The 22,230-nt window shown below is 67.1% G+C and carries 15 protein-coding genes; 7 read left to right on the forward strand and 8 right to left on the reverse strand.

Annotated features, from left to right (window positions below; all coding sequences use genetic code 11):
* Positions 1 to 74: 74 nt before the first annotated feature.
* On the reverse strand, positions 75 to 2,039 hold the full coding sequence (locus ABID37_RS11620) for a heparinase II/III family protein (RefSeq protein WP_354194840.1): 1,965 nt from the start codon (positions 2,037 to 2,039) through the stop codon (positions 75 to 77).
* Between the two features lie 148 nt (positions 2,040 to 2,187).
* On the opposite strand from ABID37_RS11620, the gene ABID37_RS11625 reads away from it, so the two are divergent.
* The 7 genes from ABID37_RS11625 to ABID37_RS11655 all read left to right on the forward strand — a co-directional run bounded on the left by ABID37_RS11625 (position 2,188) and on the right by ABID37_RS11655 (position 9,828).
* Positions 2,188 to 3,450: a glycoside hydrolase family 5 protein gene (locus ABID37_RS11625; RefSeq protein WP_354194842.1), complete on the forward strand. Its 1,263-nt coding sequence runs from the start codon at positions 2,188 to 2,190 to the stop codon at positions 3,448 to 3,450.
* 265 nt (positions 3,451 to 3,715) lie between these two features.
* Positions 3,716 to 4,600 carry an outer membrane protein gene (locus ABID37_RS11630; protein ID WP_354194844.1) on the forward strand — a complete coding sequence of 295 codons (885 nt, stop codon included), beginning with the start codon at positions 3,716 to 3,718 and terminating at the stop codon, positions 4,598 to 4,600.
* Positions 4,601 to 4,753: 153 nt separating this feature from the next.
* Entirely contained in the window at positions 4,754 to 5,413 is a 660-nt protein-coding gene (locus ABID37_RS11635) for a phosphoribosylanthranilate isomerase (protein ID WP_354194846.1), read from the forward strand.
* 30 nt (positions 5,414 to 5,443) lie between these two features.
* Positions 5,444 to 6,664: a tryptophan synthase subunit beta gene (gene trpB, locus ABID37_RS11640; protein WP_354194848.1), complete on the forward strand. Its 1,221-nt coding sequence runs from the start codon at positions 5,444 to 5,446 to the stop codon at positions 6,662 to 6,664.
* Position 6,665: 1 nt separating this feature from the next.
* Positions 6,666 to 7,508, forward strand: coding sequence for a tryptophan synthase subunit alpha (trpA, locus tag ABID37_RS11645; protein WP_354194849.1), 843 nt, complete (start codon positions 6,666 to 6,668; stop codon positions 7,506 to 7,508).
* 45 nt (positions 7,509 to 7,553) lie between these two features.
* Entirely contained in the window at positions 7,554 to 8,483 is a 930-nt protein-coding gene (gene accD / locus ABID37_RS11650) for an acetyl-CoA carboxylase, carboxyltransferase subunit beta (protein WP_354194850.1), read from the forward strand.
* Between the two features lie 13 nt (positions 8,484 to 8,496).
* On the forward strand, positions 8,497 to 9,828 hold the full coding sequence (locus tag ABID37_RS11655) for a bifunctional folylpolyglutamate synthase/dihydrofolate synthase (RefSeq protein ID WP_354194851.1): 1,332 nt from the start codon (positions 8,497 to 8,499) through the stop codon (positions 9,826 to 9,828).
* Positions 9,829 to 9,840: 12 nt separating this feature from the next.
* Here the strand turns inward: ABID37_RS11655 and ABID37_RS11660 are convergent, their stop codons facing one another.
* The 7 genes from ABID37_RS11660 to ABID37_RS11690 form a co-directional block, all read right to left on the reverse strand.
* Positions 9,841 to 10,122 (reverse strand): cupin domain-containing protein, encoded by a 282-nt coding sequence (locus tag ABID37_RS11660; protein ID WP_354194852.1) that lies wholly within the window; start codon positions 10,120 to 10,122, stop codon positions 9,841 to 9,843.
* A gap of 130 nt (positions 10,123 to 10,252) precedes the next feature.
* On the reverse strand, positions 10,253 to 10,576 hold the full coding sequence (gene trxA / locus ABID37_RS11665; protein ID WP_354194853.1) for a thioredoxin: 324 nt from the start codon (positions 10,574 to 10,576) through the stop codon (positions 10,253 to 10,255).
* A 73-nt stretch (positions 10,577 to 10,649) separates the two neighbouring features.
* Positions 10,650 to 14,171, reverse strand: coding sequence for a double-strand break repair helicase AddA (gene addA / locus ABID37_RS11670; RefSeq protein WP_354194854.1), 3,522 nt, complete (start codon positions 14,169 to 14,171; stop codon positions 10,650 to 10,652).
* Positions 14,168 to 17,293, reverse strand: a complete 3,126-nt coding sequence (gene addB, locus ABID37_RS11675) for a double-strand break repair protein AddB (protein WP_354194855.1) — start codon at positions 17,291 to 17,293, stop codon at positions 14,168 to 14,170. Before addB ends, addA begins: the two co-directional genes overlap by 4 nt.
* Entirely contained in the window at positions 17,290 to 17,994 is a 705-nt protein-coding gene (locus ABID37_RS11680) for a nucleotidyltransferase family protein (RefSeq protein WP_354195165.1), read from the reverse strand. The genes addB and ABID37_RS11680 overlap by 4 nt, the downstream gene beginning before the upstream one ends.
* A gap of 17 nt (positions 17,995 to 18,011) precedes the next feature.
* Entirely contained in the window at positions 18,012 to 19,523 is a 1,512-nt protein-coding gene (tsaE, locus tag ABID37_RS11685) for a tRNA (adenosine(37)-N6)-threonylcarbamoyltransferase complex ATPase subunit type 1 TsaE (RefSeq protein ID WP_354194856.1), read from the reverse strand.
* Between the two features lie 8 nt (positions 19,524 to 19,531).
* Complete coding sequence (locus tag ABID37_RS11690; protein WP_354194858.1) at positions 19,532 to 22,084, reverse strand: sensor histidine kinase; 2,553 nt, start codon at positions 22,082 to 22,084, stop codon at positions 19,532 to 19,534.
* Positions 22,085 to 22,230 lie beyond the last annotated feature (146 nt).

A 22,230-nucleotide genomic window follows, 5' to 3' on the forward strand; every position in this document is an offset into this window, starting at 1 on the left:
TTGCCTTGTTGTTGTCACGCCGACGGTGGTCGGACCGATCCCTGTGGAACCGGTCTACCCCTGACAGGTAAAGGTCACGTTACGGGGTTGAGCAGGATGGAACTGCGCCAGTTCATGGCTTTTGCAGGTCCACGGAACAACACCGTCGCGGCCGCCTGCAAAACGCCGAAGCCGGGTGAATGGAAGCCGCGCCCCGAGGCTTCGTCGGCGTGTATGACTTCGATGGATGTGCCTTCGGGGGCGACGAGCGTGATTTCCGGCCGCCCGTTCCGGCTTGCCGTCACGCGGCCGGCATCGCCCGTCACGTCGAGTTCCGGGGCCAGCAGGAAGGCGATCTCGATAGCGCCGGCGGGCGGCGTACCGGTCAGCCGGTCGGTGATCTCGAAGCTGGTAGCGGTTTCGAGGATGTCCCGGTGATGGATGACGCCGAAGCGTTTTTGATAGCCGTCATGCGAGGCCGACACGTTGAGCGGCACGGTGTCCGCACCCTTGTCCAGCCGCGCCCGCGCGCGGCGCGGCATCCAGTTGAACGGGCCGGAGGGCTCGCTCTGGCTGGCGCCGCCGATGGTCAGGGTGTTGTGCACCGGCGTCACGCGGAAGCGGCGGCGGTTCTCACCTTCCGAATGGTAGAGATAGGTGCCGGCATCGACCAGAACCGGGTGGCCATCGAGCGACAACCACACCGAAAGGGCATCGGCATGGCCGTGTGCGGCGAGCGCGCCGAACCCCAGCGGACCGTGGTCGAAGGTGAAATGCACACGCCGCCCGGCGATCTCGCCACGCCGGATCGTATAGCCGCCCTGCGGGAAGGTCGTCGTGCCGTCGGTCGGCGCGGGGCCGGGTGGCGGTGCGGCGAATACGATGTCGCGCCAATGTGGGTCGCTCATAGCAGGAGCAAGCTCCGGGCGCTGGAGAAATCCGGCAATCGCGGCGGCAATGGAGGCGGCGTAGCGCGGCTCCTCGCTGCCATAGGCCATGAGCACACGGCTCTGGTCGTCGTCGCCGATCAGCGGGACATGGCCACCGTCATCGAGGGAAGCGTTCAGCGCTGTGGCCGCCTTGCCCAGCCGCTCGCGGGCAGCCGGGGAGGGCGCATCTGCACCAATGGCGCCAAAGCCGGCCAGAAGCATTTCCAGCGTGAAGGCCGCGTAGGCCGGTGACTGTTCCTGCCCGACACCATCCTGATGAAACAGGGCAAGCGTCCTGTCTTCCAGATGCGCCCGGCCCTGCGCCAGCCAGTCCGCCGCTTGCGGATGCGCGGGCAGCAGGCGCGCGGCCACGGCCAGCCCCATCGCCTCGGCGACCAGATGATTGTTGGCCGACGAAAACAGCGACGGAAAGCGCGCCAGCCATGTGCCGTGCGCGGCGACGAAAGACGCGAGTTTCTCGCCGCTGGCGCTGTCGATCCATGGATCGAGCGCCGTGGCGATACAGGCGAGCGAAACAAGTCTGTAGCCGGCTTCTATGCCCGAGTACCAGTTGACGCCGCGGCCGGGCGGATTGGCCTCCATCCACGAAAGCACGGAGCCGAGGATGGCTCCCGCAAGGCTGGCGTCCTGCGTGCGGCGGGCATGGATGGCGGGCGCCGCCAGGAAATGCAGCCGGTTGGCCTCGGCGACATATTTGATGTCGCGATTGCCCCCCTCGAAGCGGAAATCGATGTCGAAGGCCGACACCTCCGCGCCCGGCCATTTCGTGCCGTTGACCGGGTCGAGCGTCCAGATTTGCGGGGCGATGCGGCCGCTCTCGTCGAGGACCGTTTCCGGCCAGTCGCGATTGAGCAGCCTGAGTTTCCCCGAACGGAACGCTTCGGCAGCAACGGCCAGTTGCGCCGCGACCGGAGCGGGGAGATCGCCTGTGAACAGGGACGCGAAAAGCGGCAGCGGCTTCGGCCGTGCGCCGGGCAGCGCAAACGTGGCCCAGCCGCCATTCTGGCGCCGCGCGGCGCGTCTTTCCGTCTGTTCGCGAATTCGATGGCGGATCTCGCCGCGTTCCATGACGGCGAGGCGTCGCGCATACCAGCCCAACCGTCTCAACATAAGTGTGCCTTAGCAAACCACGGTTGCATTAGCATTAATGCAAACGCGCGCTAACCTTTGCGGCAATCTTGTCCGCCGGGCTCTCGCCTTGGGGGATCGGCTGCTCTACCCTTGCCTGCACCGTCGCGCCTGTGCAGGAGCCTTGCCCATGAGCTTCACCCGCCGCCAGTTCCTGTCCGTGTCCGCAGGGGCGCTTGCTGTGCTGCCTCATGGTGCTGCGGCGCAGGCGACGGCCAAGCGTGCCTTCCACCGCGGCGCGGGAATCCACAATATGATGAACTGGGGCATCCTGCAGGAAGGAAGCAGCACCCGCTATGTTCCGCGCCCGTTCGAGACGCCGCGCAACGCGTTTCCGGAAGCTCTGGCGCGTGAGTTTGCCGGTGCGGGGTTCGACTTCATCCGCTTGTCGCTGGATGTCGGGCCGTTCATGCAGTTGCAAGGGGCCGACAGGGATGCGCTGGAGCGGAAGCTGCTCTCCACTATCGAGCGCCTGCATGGCCTCGGCCTCGATGTTCTGGTCGACTGCCATCCGGTCGAGCAGGTGCCGCTCTACTCGCCCCAGTCCATACTTGAGGACCTGGAAGGTCCGGTGTTTGCCGAGTACAGGGCAATGATCGTCCGTCTGGCTGCGTTGCTCGCCAATGTGCGGGGCGGGCGCGTGGCGCTGGAACTGATGAATGAACCGCTGATGGACAATGCCAGCCATCGCACGCAGGTGATGGTGTGGGGCGCGGCGCAACTGGCGCTGCACGATGCGGCAAGGCGGGCCGCATCCGAGCTGCCGCTTCTGCTGACCGGCGCGAATTATGGCGGCATCAGCGGCCTGAACGACCTCGACCCGTCACCCTATGCGGACAGCAATGTGCTGTATTCCTATCACTACTATCTGCCGATCAGCTTTACCCATCAGGGCGTGGACTTCGGCACCCCGGATGCGCCGACCTCGCCCTATGTATCGGACCTTCCCTATCCCAACGATACGGTTCCGGCGAAAGAGATCGAGGCCGCGCTGGAGGCACGCATTGCCGCCGCCCCGATAGATGAGGCCGCGAAGACGGCGGCAAGGAAGCACGCGCAGTCCATCCTGAAGCACTTCCTGGCCGATACCTGGAACCGTCAACGCATAGAGGACGATTTCGCCACTGTGGCGAAATGGACGGATCGCAACGGCATCGGCCACGACCGCATCATCATGGGTGAGTTCGGCGTGACGCGGCGGTCTGAGCGGCTTTCTGGTGCGGCGGAGGTCTATCGGCGGCGGTGGATGTCCGATGTGACGCATGTGGCTGCATCCCACGGCTTCGGCTGGTCGATATGGGACCTCAATTCATATCAGATGGGTATCAGCCGCCCGGATGACGACAGCCGGCTGGATCGCGATCTGGTCGCCGCCCTGGCAATGTCGGACTAGCGCCAGGCTGAAAACCGAGGGTTCCGCTTCGAGGTTCGGTCATTTTGCAGGAGCTGGCCTGCGTCAGCAGCAAATGCCTGGATGTGACATATCTTATTGTTTTGGAAATGAATTTTCCGGAATCCGGATTGCCTTTCCGGTTCGAGGCCGCGGCATTCGTGGTTAATCGACAGGGTTAAGCCCGTTTTAACGTTTGCCAATCATTATTCATGTTGCGGTTTTTGAGTGTCGGTGCGCAGGCGGCGGCCGGATTAGGGGTGAACTCATGTCCAACCTTTTTAGGAACGCGGCTTTGGCCGCTATCATTGCCGGCGGTGTTTCCCCGGTACTGGCGGCTGACCTTGAAGCCCCGATCGTGATCGAGGAGCCTCAGCCCGTCGAGCGTTATGAAGTCAGCGACTTCGGCGGCTGGTATATCCGCGGCGATCTGGATTACCACAAGTCGAAGATCCGCGGCACCGAATACATCACCTATGGCGTTGAACCATGCCCCGGCTGCGGCGATGGTTTCCAGGGTGTCGGCGGCACCAAGAGCTTCGACACTGCCAAGCTCAAGAGCTCCTTCTCAATAGGCGCCGGCGTCGGTTACCAGATCAGCCGGCATTTCCGCACCGACCTGACCCTCGATTACTGGTTCAAGACCAAGTTCAGGGGCAGCACGTCCGATGACGGTAGCTCCGGCTGTGGCGGTCCTGGCGTCCCCTGCGAGTCCGTCGACCGTACCAAGATGTCGGCGCTGCTTCTCCTGGCCAACGCCTATGTCGATCTCGGCACCTGGAACGGCATCACGCCCTATGTCGGCGCCGGCATCGGCGGCGCCCACGTCAAGTGGGAAGATCTGGAGAACGACGCCAATGTCGGCTTCGCCACGCACAAGGGCACCAAGAGCTGGCGCTTTGCCTATGCGCTGATGGCCGGCGCCTCCTACTGCCTGACCGACAGGATGGTGCTTGACGCCGGTTACCGGTTCAGCCGCATCGAGGGCGGGCGCATGTTCGAGCGCAATGGTGCCGGCCCCGGCTTCGACAAGGGCTTCAACACCCATGAGGTCCGCGCCGGCCTGCGCTACAGCTTCGGCGGCAGCGCCAATGGCTGCTACCAGCCCGAGACGGTGGCCTACGAGCCGCCGGAGCCGATCTACACCAAGTAATTTCCATGATCGCGCGAAGGTCGGGGAGCGCCGCTTCCCGGCCTTTGCCGTTTCCGGGTTTTCGATCCCGCGAATGACGGTGTTCTCCGTGGGTCGGCCGCTGGCATGCGGCTTTGTCTCGACTCTCCGGGCGTTTCGTGCCAAGTCCCCGCCATGGCACTCGACATCAAGATTTGCGGGCTGAAGACGGAGGCGGCGCTGGCATCGGCCATCGACGGCGGCGCCAGCCATGTCGGCTTCATCTTCTTCCCCAAAAGCCCGCGCTACGTCACCCCGCAGGAAGCGGGAGTGCTGCGCGCGCGGGCCAGCGGCAAGGCGAAGGCCGTTGCCGTCATCGTCGATGCCGACGACGCTTTCCTCGATGCCATCGTCGCTGCGATGGAGCCGGACATGCTCCAGCTTCACGGCGCGGAAAGCCCCGAACGCGTGGCAGTTGTCAAGGCGCGTTACGGCCTGCCGGTGATGAAGGCGTTGGCCGTCCAGGAAGCCGCCGATCTTGCCCGCGTCGCGCCCTATCGCGGCATCGCCGACCGCTTCCTGTTCGACGCCAGGCCGCCGGCCGGTTCGGAGCTTCCGGGCGGCAATGGCGTGCGTTTCGACTGGACCATCCTTGCCGGGCTTGACGCTGGCGTCGATTACATGCTTTCGGGCGGGCTCGACGCCGCCAATATCGGCGATGCGCTGCGGCTTGCGAACCCGCCGGGCATCGACATATCGTCCGGGGTCGAGAGCGCGCCCGGCGTCAAGGACGCGGCGCTCATCGAAGCTTTTTTCAAGGCGGTTGCAGCGGCGCGCAACGACCGAGCAGCCTGAATCACAGCCCTTTGCCCGAGGAGATCGGCGATGAACAAGCCGGCCATGCCCAATTCCTTCCGCACCGGCCCCGACGAACAGGGGATGTTCGGCATTTTCGGCGGCCGTTTCGTGGCCGAGACGCTGATGCCGCTGATCCTCGACCTGGAGGAGAAGTGGAACGAGGCCAAGACCGATCCGGCCTTCAAGGCCGAGCTTCAGGCGCTGTCGACCTTCTATGCCGGCCGGCCCTCCAAGCTCTATTTCGCCGAAGGCCTGACGAAGCATCTCGGGGGCGCGAAGGTCTATTTCAAGCGCGAGGACCTGAACCACACCGGCTCGCACAAGATCAACAACTGCCTCGGCCAGATCCTGCTCGCCAGGCGCATGGGCAAGACGCGCATCATCGCCGAGACCGGCGCCGGCCAGCACGGCGTCGCCTCGGCCACCGTGGCGGCGCGCTTCGGCCTGCCTTGCGTGGTCTACATGGGCGCGACCGACGTGGCGCGGCAAAGCCCCAACGTCTTCCGCATGAAGCTGCTGGGCGCCGAGGTGAAGCCGGTCAGCGCCGGCCACGGCACGCTCAAGGATGCCATGAACGAGGCCCTGCGTGACTGGGTCACCAATGTCGAGGACACCTATTACCTGATCGGCACGGCGGCGGGCCCGCATCCCTATCCGGAAATGGTGCGCGAGTTCCAGTCGGCCATCGGCACCGAGGCGCGCGCCCAGATCCTCGAGCAGGAGGGCCGCCTGCCGGACGTGATCATCGCGGCCGTCGGCGGCGGCTCCAATGCCATCGGCCTGTTCCATCCCTTCCTCGACGACAAGGACGTCAGGATCATCGGCATCGAGGCCGGCGGCCGTGGCCTCGACGGCATCGAGCATTGCGCCTCCATGAATGCCGGCCGGCCGGGCGTGCTGCACGGCAACCGCACCTATCTCCTGCAGAACGAGGACGGCCAGATCCTCGACGGCCATTCGATTTCGGCCGGTCTCGATTATCCGGGCGTCGGCCCCGAGCATAGCTGGCTGCGTGATACCGGCCGAGTCGAGTATGTGCCTATCCTCGACGACGAGGCGCTGGAGGCCTTCCAGCTCTGCACGCGCACCGAAGGCATCATCCCGGCGCTGGAATCGGCCCACGCCATCGCCCATGCGGTCAAGATCGCGCCGGCGATGGACAAGGACCAGATCGTCATCGTCAACCTTTCGGGACGTGGCGACAAGGACGTGCACACCGTGGCCTCGCTGATGGGCATGGAGATCTGAAATGACCGACACCCGCATCGACCGCCGCATGGCCAAGCTGAAGGCCGAGGGCCGCCCGGCGCTCGTCACCTATTTCATGGGCGGTGACCCGGACTATGACACCTCGCTGTCGATCATGCAGGCGCTTGGCCGCTCCGGCGCCGACGTCATCGAACTCGGCATGCCGTTCTCCGACCCGATGGCCGACGGTCCGGCCATCCAGGCGGCCGGCCTGCGCGCGCTGAAGGGCGGCCAGACGCTCGCCCGCACGTTGCAGATGGCGGCCGATTTCCGCAAGACCGACGACGAGACGCCGATCGTGCTGATGGGCTACTACAATCCCATCTATATTTATGGTGTCGAGCGCTTCCTCACCGACGCGAAGGCTTCCGGCATCGACGGCCTGATCGTCGTCGACCTGCCGCCGGAAATGGACGAGGAATTGTGTGTGCCGGCGCTCAAGGCAGGCGTCAACTTCATCCGCCTCGCCACGCCGACCACCGACGACAGGCGCCTGCCCAAGGTGCTGCAGAACACCTCGGGCTTCGTCTATTATGTATCGATGACCGGTATCACCGGCTCGGCGCTGGCCGATACCGGCAAGGTGGCCGAGGCGGTGCGGCGCATCAAGCAGCATACGGACCTGCCGGTCTGTGTCGGCTTCGGCGTCAAGACGGCGGAGCAGGCCCGCACCATCGGCGCCTCGGCCGATGGCGTGGTGGTCGGCACGGCCATCGTCAATGCGGTCGCCAATGTGCTGGGTCCCGACGGCAAGCGCACCGCCGACCCGGCCGAAGCGGTGGCGACGCTGGTGTCCGGACTGGCGCAGGGCGTGCGCCAGGCCCGCCTTGCTGCCGCCGAATAGTTGGCCTAACCCAAACCGAATCAAGTCGCGGTCAGGAGCCGAACGATGAACTGGATCACCAACTACGTCCGTCCGAAGATCAATTCGATGCTCGGCCGGCGCGAGATGCCCGAGAACCTCTGGATCAAGGATCCGGAGACGGGCGAGATGGTCTTCCACAAGGATCTGGAAGAGAACCAGTTCGTCATCCCGTCCTCCGGCTATCACATGAAGATCGCCGCCAGGGAGCGGCTGCGGTTCTTCTTTGACGGCGGCAAGTACGAGGTCCTGGAGAACCCCAAGGTGGTGCAGGACCCGCTGAAGTTCCGCGACGAGAAGCGCTATGTGGACCGCCTCAAGGACGCCCGCGCCAAGACCGGCATGGACGATGCCATCGTCAACGCGACCGGCGAGATCGACGGCCTGCCCGTCGTCGTCACCGTGCAGGACTTCACCTTCATGGGCGGTTCGCTCGGCCTTGCCGCCGGCGAAGCGATCATCCGTGCCTTCGACACGGCGCGCCAGCGCCGCCAGCCGCTGGTGCTGTTCGCCGCCTCGGGCGGCGCGCGCATGCAGGAAGGCATCCTGTCGCTGATGCAGCTTGCCCGCACCACCGTGGCGGTCGATCGCCTCAAGGAGGCGGGGCTGCCCTATATCGTGGTGCTGACCAACCCGACCACCGGCGGCGTTACCGCCTCCTATGCCATGCTGGGCGACGTGCACATCGCCGAGCCCGGCGCGCTGATCGGCTTCGCCGGGCCGCGCGTCATCGAGCAGACCATCCGCGAGAAGCTGCCCGAGGGCTTCCAGCGCGCCGAATATCTGATGGAGCACGGCATGGTGGACATGGTCGTCTCGCGCCTCGAGATGAAGAAGACGGTCGCCAACCTGCTCAAGCTCCTGCTCAAGGTGCCGGAGGCGAAGGAGGAGGAAGTGGAGGTTGAAATCCTGCCGCCACCTGTTGACGCCGCCCCCGAAGCCCGGCCGCAGGCCTGATAGCGCAGCCAGCATGACCACGCTCACCGCCGACCGCGAAATCGAACATCTGATGACGCTGCATCCGAAAGGTTTCGACCTTTCGCTGGAGCGCGTGTCGCGCCTGCTGGACCGGCTCGGCAACCCGCAGGATCATATGCCGCCGGTGATCCATATCGCCGGCACCAACGGCAAGGGCTCCTGCGCCGCCTTCACCCGCGCCATACTGGAGGCGCAGGGCCTGCTGGTCCACACCCACACCTCGCCGCATCTGGTCAACTGGCACGAGCGCTACCGTCTCGCCGCCGATGGCGGTGGCCGGCTGGTCGACGATGCGACGCTGGCGGAGGCCGTCTCGCGCGTGGCCAAGGCCAATGGCGGGGAAAAGATCACCGTCTTCGAAATCCTCACCGCTGTCGGCTTCGTGCTGTTTGCCGAGCATCCGGCCGATGTCGTGGTCATGGAAGTCGGCCTTGGCGGGCGTTTCGACGCCACCAATGTCATCGCCAAGCCGGCCGCATCGGTGATCATGCCGGTTTCGCTGGACCATGAGGCCTATCTCGGCGACCGGGTCGAGCTGATCGCCGCCGAGAAGGCCGGCATCATCAAGCAGGGTTGCCCGGTGGTGATTGGATCGCAGCCCTACGAGGCGGCGCTGGAGGTGCTGGTCGATACCGCCGACCGGCTCGGCTGCCCGACCCATGTCTACAGCCAGGATTTCCTCGCCTTCGAGGAGCACGGCCGCATGGTCTATCAGGACCAGCACGGCTTGCTGGACCTGTCGCTGCCGCGCCTGTCCGGCCGCCACCAGATCGCCAATGCGGCGGCGGCCATCGCCGCCGTCAAGGCGGCCGGCTTCGAACCGCGCGAACTGGCCATCGACCGCGCCATGGCGACGGCGGCCTGGCCGGGGCGTATGCAGAAGCTGCCGCACGGAAAGCTGATCGAGCTTGCGCCGCCCGGTGCGGAGATCTGGCTCGACGGCGGCCACAACCCCGGTGCCGGCATCGTCATCGCCGAGGCGCTGGCCGAGCAGGAGCAAAGGGACCCGCGGCCGCTGTTTTTGATCGCTGGCATGATCAACACCAAGGACCAGAGCGGCTATTTCAAGGCGTTCAAGGGACTGGTGAAGCACGTCTACACCGTGCCGGTCGCTTTCAGCGATGCCGGCGTCGGCAACGATGAGCTGGCGGTGCGGGCCGAGGCCGCCGGCCTCTCCGCCGAGCCGGTCAGCTCGGTCGCCAACGCGCTGATGCTGCTGCGCGACACCTGGCAGGATGCCGACGTGCCACCGCGCATCCTCATCGGCGGCTCGCTCTACCTGGCCGGTGCGGTGCTGGCCGAGAACGGCACCCCGCCCACCTGAAGTCGGGACCGGCTATTTCAGCTCGATCTCCAGGAAGGCGTATTCGCCCTCGCTGGCGTTGATCACATCGTGCTCGACGCCCTCGCTGCGGAAATAGGGCACGCCCTTCTTCATCTCGGCCGTGCTTTCGCCGTCACCGGTGACCAGCTTCAGCTTCCCGTCCATAAGCGGGACGATGACGTAGTCGTGGCCATGGCGATGCCATCCGGTGCTGGCGCCGGGTGAGAAACGCCATTCCGTGACGATCACACGCTCATTGTCGATGAATACCGTGGATTTGGCCGGTTCCGTCATGCTTGCTGCTCCTGTCCGGTGAAAGCACATGAAACGCGCATATGAGCTGACCGGCAAGCGTGAAGGCGCCGTCCAATAGGAAAAGCCCGGCGCGGTGGCCGGGCTTTTGTCTGGGAATCTTGCTTGCCGATCAGGCGACGGCGCCGTTGATCCAGTGCGACAGGGCGGTCTTGGGCGCTGCGCCCACCTTGGTATCGGCCACCTGTCCGTCCTTGAAGATCATCAGCGTGGGGATGGAGCGCACGCCGAACTGGGCGGCCAGCTCCGGGTTCTCGTCGATGTTCAGCTTCGCGATCTTGACCTTGCCGCCGAGCTCGTTGGAAATCTCTTCCAGCGACGGGCCGATCATCTTGCAGGGGCCGCACCATTCCGCCCAGAAATCCACCACGACCGGTTCCTTGGCGTCGAGCACGTCGGCCTGGAAGTTGTCCTTGTCGACCTTGACGGTAGCCATGCGAAAGTCCTTTCGGTTGTTCAAGTCTACAATATGTGGCGGTGGGGCCGGCCCAATTCAAGCAGGTCTTGTGTCACGATAGGGTGAGTCGGGCAAGGGCGGCGTCCATCACTTCCGCCGGCAGCTCGATCAGGAGCGGGGCTTCGGTGAACAGCAGGGCCGCCGCGATCTCGCGCCCCGTATAGAGCGGCGCCAGCAGTTCGCGGTAGAGCGCGAGCTGGAGGATGTAGGCCTCAGGCACCCGCTCGAGCGTGGCCGGCGGGGGACGGTTGGTCTTGTAGTCGACGATCAGGATCCTGTCAGGCGTCACCGCCAGCCGGTCGATCTTGCCCGAGACCGAACGTTTCTTTCCCTTCACCTTCAGGCTGCCCATGAGCGCCACTTCGGCGCGCGAGCCTGCCGCGAAGATTGGCGCGAAGCGGGCGTCGTCCAGCACCGCCGTCACGGCGGAGAGCAGGCGTTCGCGCTCGCCCTCGCTCCAGCCGGCGCAGGCTCGCGCCAGATAGAGGCCGGCTGCCGTCCGGCGTTGTTCGGGGACCATGCCCGGCAGCATCTGCAACAGCTTGTGGGCGGCCAGGCCCCGCTGGATGGCCAGCGAGGGTTCTTCGTCGTCCGCCTCCAGAACGGGGGAGCGCAGATCGGGCACCGGCTCGATGCCGTCCTCCTCGATCAGCGCCGAGGCGCCGGAGGGCGAGAGCGGGCGTGGCAGCTCTTCGTCGTCCGCCAGCGAGTCGAACAGCATGGCGGGCAGTGGCGCGAAGCTGGTGTCGGTGCGTTCCGTATCGGTTTGGGCCTGTGTCAGGGGCGGCAGGCCGGTGGCGTGGAAGCGATGCACTGTCTCGCCGCTGACGGGGTGCACGAGTTCCCGCGTTTCCGGCGCGGCCGCCAGCGCGCGGCTGACGATCCGGTGCCAGGTCCTGTCGCCGGGTTCGCGCTTGCCGTGATAGCCGGCGACGATCAGCCGGTCCTCGGCGCGCGTCATGGCGACATAGAGCAGGCGGCGATATTCGTCGTCGGCGAGTTCGCGGGCCTTTTCCGCCGCCCCGCGCGAGACGGCATTGGCCACTTCGGCATCGGAGCGCCACAGATAGCCGCGGCCGCGCCAGTGCCGGCCGGAGCTTTCGAACGGCATCAGGCGCGGCAGGTGCTGGTCGCTGAAGGCGCGCGTGCCGCCGTCGACAAGGAACACCACCGGCGCTTCGAGGCCCTTGGAGGCGTGCACCGTCATGATGCGCACCTCGTCGCGGGTCTGGTCCATTTCCCGCTTCACCTCGGGTCCGGCATTTTCCAGCGTGGAGAGGAAGGAATCGAGGCCGGGCAGGCCGGTGCGCTCCTCGGCGAGGCAGAAGTTCAGGAACTCGTCCAGTATGTCGCCGGCTTCCGGCCCGAGCCGCGCGATCATCTTCCGGCGTACGCCGTCGCGTGCCAGGAGGGTGGCATAGAACTCGAATACCGGCTTGAAGGCGGCCTCGCTCGCCCAGCGTTCGAGCGTTTCGGCGATGCCGGCCAGTTGCGCGTCCGCTGCGGCGTGGCGGCGCAGCGACTGGATCAGCGGCTGGCTGCGCTCGCGCTCCGCCGCGAGGTCGAACAGGCGTTCCTCGGGCAGGTCGAAGATCGGCGAGCGCAGCACGGCGGCGAGCGAAAGATCGTCCTGCGGCTGGACGAGGAAGCGGCCGAGCGCGGCAAGGTCCTTCACCGCGATGTGGCCGGGCAGGCTGAGGCGATCCGCGCCGGCCACCGGCACGCCCTTTTCCTTCAGGCTCTTCGACAGGGCGTGGATGAACCGGTCGCGCTTGCGCACCAGCACCAGCACGTCGCCGGCGCGCAGCGGCCGTCCCTTGCCTTCGAGGATTTCGCCGCTGTCCAGCCAGTTCTTGATGGTGGCGGCGACATGCTCGGCCACCCGTACGGCCGGTGCGCTGGCGTGGTTGACCGGCAGCGTCCAGTCGTCCGGTTCGTCCACCTGATCCGCGCCCAGCGTCGGCCAGACTTCCACATAGCCGGGCGCGTCGTTGCGGATCGCCTTGTGGTCGAGCGGGTCGGGATCGTGGCTGATGCCGCGCCGCACCTCCGCGTCGGCAAACACACGGTCCACCGCGCGCAGCACATCCTCGCTGGAGCGGAAGGAGAAGGTGAGCTTGAGGTCGGCGAATTCGCGGCTGGCGGCGCGCACGCGGCCGGCGAACTCGACCTTGCTTTCGGCGAAGGAGTCCGGCGCGGCCCCCTGGAAGGAGTAGATGGACTGCTTTTCGTCGCCCACTGCGAAGATGGTGCGCAGGATATTGTCGCGCGCGCTCTCGCCGGAGAAGAACTCCTCGGCCAGCTTCTTCACCACGTCCCATTGCTCGGGGCTGGTGTCCTGCGCCTCATCGAGCAGGATGTGGTCGATGCCCTGATCGAGCTTGTATTGCACCCACGCGCCGGCATCGGGGCGCCTGAGCAGGTTGACGGTGCGGGTGATGAGGTCGTTGAAGTCGAGCAGCCCGCGCGCCCGCTTCAGCTCCTCGTAGCGGCGGATCAGCCAGTCGGCGACGGTGAGCGCCGAGGTCGTGCCCTTCACCATGCGGTAGAGCGCCAGCCGGTCGCAGGCGGCGGCGATGGCCTCGGTGGCGGCGAGGTAGCGTTCAGGCAGATCCGGCATGGCGGCGATCAGCGCCTTGGAAAACAGCCAGTCCGGCTTGTAGGCTTCGCCCTTGCCGCTGAGGAAGGATTTTTGCAGGCCGCCAAGCCGGCGCACCGGGTCTTTTTCCGCGAAGGCCGCCAGCGCCTCGTCCACCAGCGATGTGCGGGCCCGGTTGGCGCCGAGCTTTGTCGCGGCGGTATCCAGTGCGGCGAGATAGCCGGCCTCGAAGCTGGGCAGCGGCCAGGCCGCCTCGGCGATACCGGCCTCGCTGTCTGTCGAATCGAAGCCGAATTCCTCGAAAAGCGGTTCGAATCCGGTCGCCGTCCCGCCGATCTTGCCCAGAAACTCGCGCAGCGCCTCGCGCTTTCCCACGATCTCGGAAAGCAGCGCGTCGAGCCCGGTTTCGCCGCCGCGCGCAAGCACGGTGGCGAAGGCCTCGGTCAGTTCCGTGCCGGCCCCGCCCACCGCGCCGGCGATCATGTCGCGGCGCGCGGCGGCGACCAGCGCCCGCTCCATCTGCGTGTCGACCATCTGGAAATGGGCGACGATGTTCGCCTCCAGCGGGAACTGGTGCAGCACCGCCTCGCAAAAGGCGTGGATGGTCTGGATCTTCAGCCCGCCCGGCGTCTCCAGCGCCTCGGCGAACAGGCGACGCGCCCGCTGCAAGGTCTCGGCGTCAGGCCGCCGCCCATCCATGGTCTCGATGCGCTTCGCAAGCTCGGCTTCGTCCAGCGCCGTCCATTCCGACAGCGTGGAAAAGACGCGGTTCGACATGTTGGCCGCCGCCGCGCGCGTATAGGTCAGGCACAGGATTTTCGACGGCTCGGTGCCGCGCAGCAGAAGGCGGATGACGCGCTGGGCCAGCACATGCGTCTTGCCCGAGCCGGCATTGGCCGACACCCATGCCGAATTGGCCGGATCGGAGGCGCGCGCCTGTGCAAGTGCCGTGTCGGTGGGGATCGGATATTTCATTCCTCTCCCCCTTCGCCGGCACCGTCGCCGCCGGCCGACCATTCCAGCACGCGCGCCAGATGGTCGTAATCGCCATCCGTCTCGCCCTCGCGGAAGGGCAGAGCGCGCGACAGATAGCCGGTGGCCGGATTGGCGTAATGGTAGAGCAGCTTTTCCAGCCGCGCCCACGCATCCTCGCCAAGCTCCGTGCCGGAGCGGGTCGCCTTGCCGTGCCTGAGGATGGATTCCTGTTCCACCTCGCCATTGGCGCGCAGGCGGATGAAGGCGAGGTCCGCCGGCTCGCGGCTACCCAGATCGCGGAAGCTGCCACGCCTCAGCAGTGCGGCTTCCAGGGCGAGTTGCGGTGCAAGCAGCGTGTGCGCCTGCACCTTGGAGGGCGAGGAACCCGTCTTGTAGTCGAGAATGTCGGCCATGTTGCCGGTGAGAAGATCAACACGGTCGGCATAGCCGGACAGCGTGACGCCGGTGCCGCCGACAACCGTCTTTTCCGCCCGCGCCTCGGCATGGCGCGAGAGCACGTCGAAGCGGTCACGCTCCCATGCGATGACGTTCGCCGCCATCGTCTCGAAACGCGGCCACCACACCGCCTCGACATCCTGGGGCAGTTCGGCTTCGGCGAAACAGTCGCGGCCGGCCTGCACCAGCTTTTCGAGTGCATCCGGAGCGGCAGGATCAGCCTCAGTAGAAAAGCGGTGCAGGATGGCGTGGAACAGCGTGCCGCGCTCGGCCGCGCCCGGATCGCGGATCACCGGATCGAGCGCATGAAGGCCGAGGATGCGGCGCGCATAGACGGCGTAGGGATCGCGCCGCAACGTCTCGATTTCCGTGACTGAGAAATGCTTCGGGCGCACGTCCACGGGCGGCACGGGGCAGGGGCGCGGGGCGAAATCCACGCGCGGCGCTTCATCCAGCGTGCGCGCCCATGAAAGCAGTTGCTCGCCGCGCCGGCGCATGACGGCGGCATGGTCCTTGCCCGTGAAGGTGAGCAGACGTTGCAGCCAGCGTGATGGCACGGCCGGCGCGTCGCCCGAGCGCAACGCCCGCGCCAGCATCACCTTTGGCGCGCCCATCGCCATCTGGAAATCATGGGCGGCAAGGCCGATTCGCCGCTCCGGCGGCTCGAGGTCGAGCCCGCCCTTCATCATCCGCGACATGAAACGGTCGCTCTCCGGCTTGCGCGGCCACACCCCTTCGTTGAGGCCGCCGACCACCAGCGTGTCGACATGCTGGAGCCGCGCCTCCAGCGCGCCCCATATGGCAATAGTGCGGTCGGTGCCCTGCCGCGGCTTTACCGTTTCGGGGGCGAGCAGAGCGTCGAGCACGTCCGGCCATTCGTCCGCGCCGAAGGCGAAGGGCGATTGCGCCGCCACCAGATCGCGCAGCACCTGCGCCAGCTTCTGGCCGGCATCGCCGGCATAAAGGGCGGTGACGCTGCCGTCGGCATGGCGGCCCAGCGCTTCCAGCGCCTTCGTGCTCGCCTCTGCGAACTGGGGCACACCGAGATCGGAGCGTCCGCGCAGTTCGAGCAGCGGGCCGAGCGCCTCGACAAGCCGCTGGACGATGGCGATCGCCTCCGCGATGCGCCGCGCTGGAAAGCGCGTGAACCAGAACGGCTCGCGCCCGCCGTCGCCGGGATCGGCCAGACGCCGCTCGAACAGGTCGGCCAAGGTGGCGATGTCAGGGCGCCCTGTGCCGCCGCGCAAGGCGGCAAGCTCGATCAGTTCGGCCGCCTGGCGCACGGGCGCGCGCTCCAGCCCCAGCGAAAGCAGCGGGTGCTTGACCAGCGCCAGCAGCGGCAGCGGATCGCCGGGGCGGAAGGCGGCCTGTACCGCAAGGCGCAGCAGGGCGGCGGGCGGCGTGTTGGCGAGCGGCGTGCCGCCGGAATCGTCGGCCGTGATGCCGAAGCGCAGCAGTTCGGCAGAGACGCGCCGGGCCAGCGCCCGGTCGCCTGTGACCAGCGCGGCGCGCTTGCCGGGAACGCTCACGGCATGGCGCAGTGCCACGGCAATCGCGGTGGCCTCGTCGCGCTCGTTCGGCGCTTCCAGCACGGTCACGCCTTCGAGCGCGGCCGCCATGTCGCTGTCGCTGAAGCGTCCGCGCGTCTGCGGCCACAGCTCCGTCGTGTCGGCCGGGCGCAGTGCCTCGCTGACGATCCGGTTGCGGAGATCAAGCGCCGGCACGGGCGCGCCGAGCGGCGCGATCTCGTCGCGGGCGACGCCGATCTTGCCCGCCAGCTTGACGAGGCCGTATTGCGGATGGCCGAGCAACGCCGGCCGCGCCTCCGGGGCGGAGATGGCGACCAGCGAGGCCGCGTCGAGCGCAGCATCGAAGCCCGGCAGCACCACCGCGCCGTTGGGCAGGCGGGAAATCACCTTGAGCAGTTCAGCAGTGGCGGGGATCGAGCCGGTCGAGCCGGCGGCGATGACCGGGCCGGCGGGTGGGTTGCGCAGCAGGCGTTCGGCCTCGGAGCGGATCAGCGCGCTGCGATGGGCGGCGGGGTTGGAACGGTCGCGCTCGGCAAGGATGAGCGGCCAGTGCTGGCTGGCGATGCCGAGGAAATCCAGCGTCACCTGCCACCAGCCGGCAAGGTTGCCGGTGACGAGATCGGCAAGCTTCGCCCAGTCGGAGCCTTCCGTCTCCACCTCGTCCATCAGTTCGGCCAGGTCCCGCGCCAGCCAGATGGCATCGGCGGCCGAGGCCGGCACCATGATTTCTTCCGCGAAGCGCGCCGCGACTTCGGCCGGCAGCCGCTGCTTCCACGCTCGCACCAGAACGGCGAGCAGCAGCAGCCTTTCCGTCGAGGCGATGGGCGGGGCAAGGTCGAGCGCGGCCGCGCTTTCCGGCGCATCGGTCTCGAACAGCGCCTCGTCCTCGTCGAACTCGCCGAGCGGTCGCACCGTGGGCAGGATGGCGGCCCGCCCGCCCATCAGCTCCATGAACTCGGTGCGCAGCGCGCGCGCCGCGCGCCGCGTCGGCACATAGATGGTGACGTCGGCCAGCGCCAGCGGGTCGCCGTCGAAGCGGAAATCGGGAACCAGCGTGCCCGAAAGCAGCGCCTCGGCCAGTGTCGGCAGGAAAGGCGCTCCGGGCGGGATCGAGAAGACGCGTGGCGCGCTTCTCATGCCGCCCCGGCCGGGAATTTCCGGATGGCCGCTTCGGCCGGTGCGATGGCATCCGGCGTGCCGACCGTGATCCAGTGGCCGTTCATCGCCATGCCGAACAGGCGGCCGGCGGTAATAGTGCGGTCGAAATAGAGGTTGAGCGAATGCGGCTCCGCTTCCGCGTCGGCGAAGATACGCGGATGGATGATGCCCGCGCCGCCATAGATCAGGCCTGCGGGGTCGCCCTTGGCGCGGACAAGACGGCCGTCTTCACCGAGCAGGAAATCGGTGCTGCCGCTGTGACCGGTGACGTTCGCCGGATCGGCGAGCATGAGCAATATGTCCATGCGCCCATCGTCCCACGTCGCGGCCAGACGCTCAAGCTCGGGCGTGCCGCGCTCGATCCAGAAGGTATCGGCATTGAGGATGTAGAACGGGTCGGGTTCCAGTTCCGGCAGCGCCTTGACGATGCCGCCGGCGGAATCGAGCAGCCTGTCGCTTTCGTCGGAAATGACGATGCGCGGGCTGGTGCGTCCTGCGACGTGCGCCGCGATCATATGGCCGAGATGGTGCACATTCACCACTGCCTTTTCCACACCGGCATCGGCCAGCGCATCCAGTCCCCTGTCGAGCAGGGTGCGGCCGGCGATCTCCACCAGCGGCTTCGGCAGCGTGTCGGTGATCGGGCGCATGCGCGTGCCGAGCCCGGCGGCGAGCACCATCGCATTTGTCGGACCCGTCACAGTTCGCGCTCCTCCAGAAAGCCCTGTTCTTCATAGAAGGCGCGCAGGGAAGCCAGCGCCGGATGGGCGAGCGCGCGGCGCAGATAGTCGCGGATGCGGGGCAGGTGCTTGAGATAGCCGGGCTTGCCGTCGCGGCGGTGCAGGCGCACGAAAATGCCGAGGATCTTGGAGTTTCGTTGCGCCGCCATCAGGGCGTAGGCTTCGAGGAAAGCAGCTTCGTCGAAGGGGCCGGCGGCGCGCCGGGCGGCGAGATAGGCGTCCACGGTCGCCTGCTCGACATCGCGCGGCACGGTGGCGCGGGCATCCATGGCGAGCGAGGCGAGGTCGTAGGCGGTGGGGCCGATCAGCGCGTCCTGAAAATCGATGACGCCCAGCCGGTCATGCCCGCTGCGTTCCGCCCGCCAGATCAGGTTCGGCGAATGATAGTCGCGCTGCATCAGCGTGGGTTCAAAATCGTCGATGCGGTCGAGCGTATCGTTCCACTCCTGCCGGTAGCGGGCGCGCAGGCTGTCATCGGCCGGCTGGCCGGTCACGGCCGGCACATACCAGTCGACCAGCAGGTCGACCTCGATCAGCATGGCTTCGCGGTCGAAGGGCGGCACCTCGTGGATCACGCCGGGCGCGGCCTCGATGCGGGAAGGCCATTGCCGGCCGTGCATGTCGGCCAGCAGTTCGGCGGCCGCGAGATAGCGCTCCCGTATCGGATTGCGCGCATCGTCCAGCACGCCGGTGCTGCCCAGATGCTCGATGAGCAGGAAGCCGTTGTCGAGGTCCTGCGCGTAAATTTCCGGGGCGCAGATGCCGGCTTCGCGCAATGCCCGGTCGATGGCGACGAAAGCGGAAATGGTCTTCGAGGTATGGGCGATCTCGGCATAGGGCTTGCCGTCGCGCACCGGCGGGCCCATCACCAGCGGCGGCGAGTTCATCACGATGCGCTTGGGCTCGCCCTCCAGCCGCACCGTTTCGTAGGAGCGGGCCGAGGCGTCGCCCGTGAGATGGCGGCGCTGGGCGTTGCCCCAGCCAGCGCTTGCGAGAAAGGCGCGCATGGCGAGCGACCGCCCGACCCGCGCCAGCGCCTCGCCGCTGCCGGAAATGCGCGCGCGCCGGCCTTCGCCTTCGTGGACAAGCTCGACCGAAAGGGCTGTGCCGGGCAGGCGGCTGCCGGCGCGTTCGGGCCATTCCACCAGCGCCACGCCTTCGGCGATTGCTTCCTCGAAGCCGAGTTCGTCCAGTTCGTCTTCCGCGCCGAGGCGATAGAGGTCGAAGTGATGGACCGGAAATCGCGTCTCGTAGCTCTGCACCAGAGTGAAGGTGGGGCTTGGCACTTCCAGCGCTTCATCGTCGGCAAGGGCGCGGATCAGGGCGCGCGCCAGCGTGGATTTTCCGGCGCCAAGGTCGCCTTGCAGGGCCAGTACGTCGCCCGGCCGCACAGCCATGGCGAGGTCTTCGCCGAAGCGCCGTGTCGCGGCCTCGTCCTCAAGCACCACCTCGAAAGCGGAGGCTTCCATGAACCGGCCTACTCCGCGGCCTGGCGCACGCCCGCCGGAGTGTCGGGGAAGGTGCAGACGACGGTGGTGCCCCGGCCGGCGCCGGTTTCGATGCGCACAGTGCCGCCATGCAGCTCCACGAAGCTCTTGACGATCGACAGGCCGAGGCCCGCGCCGCGCCGACGCCCGCCATTGACCCGCGATTCGAAGCGGTGGAACACGAGGTCGAGCACGTCGGGCGGCATGCCGGGCCCGTCGTCATGCACGGCGAACTCGACGCTGTCGGCCAACTGCCGGCATGTCAGCCGCACTGCGCTGCCTTCCGGCGCGTAGTTCGCGGCATTGGTCAGCAAATTGTAGAGGATCTGGCGGATGCGCACCTCGTCGCCATTGAAGCTCCTGGGTGCGGCCGACGCATCGACCTCCAGCTTGATGGCGTGTTCCTGCAGGCGCTCGGAAACCAGCTCGGCGGCGGCCGCGATGGCGTTGCCGACGTCGACCTCGGTGATCTCGAGCTGCATGATGCCGGCGTCGACCGTGGCGAGGTCGAGGATATCGTTGACGATGGTGAGCAGCACCGATGACGACGAACCGATATGCTCCACATATTCGCGCTGGCGCGGCGACAGCGGCCCGGTGGCCGGCAGCGACAGCAGTTCGGTGAAGCCGATGATGTTGGTGAGCGGCGAGCGCAGCTCGTAGGAGACGTGCTGCACGAAGTCGTTCTTGATCTGGTCGGACTTCAGCAGCGCCTCGTTCTTCTCCTTCAGCGCCCGCTCGACATTGACGCTGTCGGTCACGTCGACGAAGGTGGTCATCACCTGGCCGTTGGGCAGGTGGATGACGGCATAACGCAGCACGCTGCCGGAATTCAGCTCGACCAGCCCGTGCCAGTTGCGCCGCTCCTCGTCGAAGCCGGTGATGGCGGCAACGAAGCCGCCCCATGGGCTGTCCGTGGCGCGGCTGTCGCAGACCGCCCGGATCGAGGCGACATGCACGTTCGGCTGGACGATGGCGTGGTCCAGTTCCCACAGCGCGGCGAAGGCGGGATTGGAGAGGCGCAGGCGGCCGTCGGGCCCGAACACTGCCACGCCCTCGGCCAGGTTGTCGAGCGTCTCGCCCTGCACGCGCACGGCGGTCTGGTAGCGGCTTTCGAGATCGATCTTCTCGGTCAGGTTCTCGAACAGCCAGGTGACGCCGCCCTTGGGCTGCGGATTGGCGACGACGCGGATCGTCTTGCCGTCCGGCAGGTGCCACCAGTGCTCCTGCGTCTCGACGGCGCGATAGGCGCCGAGCAGGTTCTCCTTCCAGCGCCGCCATTCCGGCTGCTCGGCGATCTTGCCTTCGCTGCGCAGCCTGTCGAGCAGCAGGGCGTTGTCGGGCGCGCTGTTGAGGAAGGGGATGTCCAGCATCCACAATTTCTGGAACGCCTGGTTGAAGAAGCGCAGCTTCTGTTCGGTGTCGAAGATCGCCACAGCCGTGTTGAGCTGGTCGAGCGTGTCGGCATGGCTGCGCGCGGCGCGTTCATATTCCTCGCGCACGGCTTCCACCGCGCTGACGTCGCAGGCCAGTCCGGCCGAGCCCTTCGCCCCGTTGTAGTCGGTCACGGCGAACTGGCGGCGGTCACCTTCGATGACGGTGGAAAGCGTCTGCGCGAACACCGGATGGCTGCGATGCTGCTCGGCGATCGCCGAACGCGCCCGGTCGCCGAGGAATTCCTTGCCCTCGCGGATCGCGTCCTCGCCCGTCGGCGCCTCGACGGCATCGGCATAGGCGCGGTTGATCCATTTCAGGCGGCCGTCCTCGCTGCGCAGCCACACCGGCATGTTCAGGGCGTCGAGCAGGCCGACAATGGTTTCATGGTCGGCGGCCAGCCGCTCGTTCTCCAGCTTGAGGCGGGCATGGGCCCGCTGGGTGTCCGACAGCGACAGGAAGCGCACCAGCGTATGCGTCGCCCCTTTCCGGCCCTGGACCTCGAGCGGCGCGCCGGCATGGGTCTCGGCGATGAGGTCGAAGGACGTGCCCTTCTCGCGCAGCGCCGCCATGCCGCGCTCCAGCGCGGCGGCGGAGCGGGGCGCCAGCCAGCGTCCGAAGGCGAGGAAAGCGGCCCGCTCCTCCGGTGCGCCCGTGGTGAGCGGCAGGGCGCCGATCAGCTCGGGCTTCTGGTTGTCTCCGGCCCAGACGATGACGCGCTGGTCGCGCAGGTTGAGGATCGCTTCCGAGCGCTGGAGGGCGGCGTTGACGTCGGCGATGCGGGCGCGAAGCTGCACATTCTCGGCCGCCGTGCGCTGGCGTTCGCGGATGAGCACGATCGCCGAAATCAGGGCAGCGCCCATGACGCCGACCGACAGGGCGAGCTGGATGACCTCGGAGGTGCCGATGGGCAGGGCGGCCCGCGCCGCCGTCTGTGCCGCGGCGTTCAGGGTGGAGAGGGGGAGGGCAAGCGCCGAGGAGGCCAGCAGCCAGCCAAGCCGCCGCCCGGCCGGCGTGCGCCAACCGAAGGACGGGACAATCCCGCCGCTGGAATCGCTATGGCCGCCGGAAACGGCCTTTCCCGCTCGAAGCGGGTTTTCCCCCGGCATGTCGTGATCCTCTCCGCCGCCGTCTGCAAGGACGCTCAGCCGGAAAACCCGGCCACCAGCCCACCCCTTTGGACCCGAACCCATGACCGGCTGAAGCGTCGCGAATCACCTCACAATACCGCCTCGCCGAATCTGCGTGAAGCAGG

Origin of the sequence: Aquamicrobium terrae, from assembly GCF_040545735.1 — a bacterium.
Taxonomy (GTDB): Bacteria; Pseudomonadota; Alphaproteobacteria; order Rhizobiales; family Rhizobiaceae; genus Mesorhizobium; species Mesorhizobium terrae_A.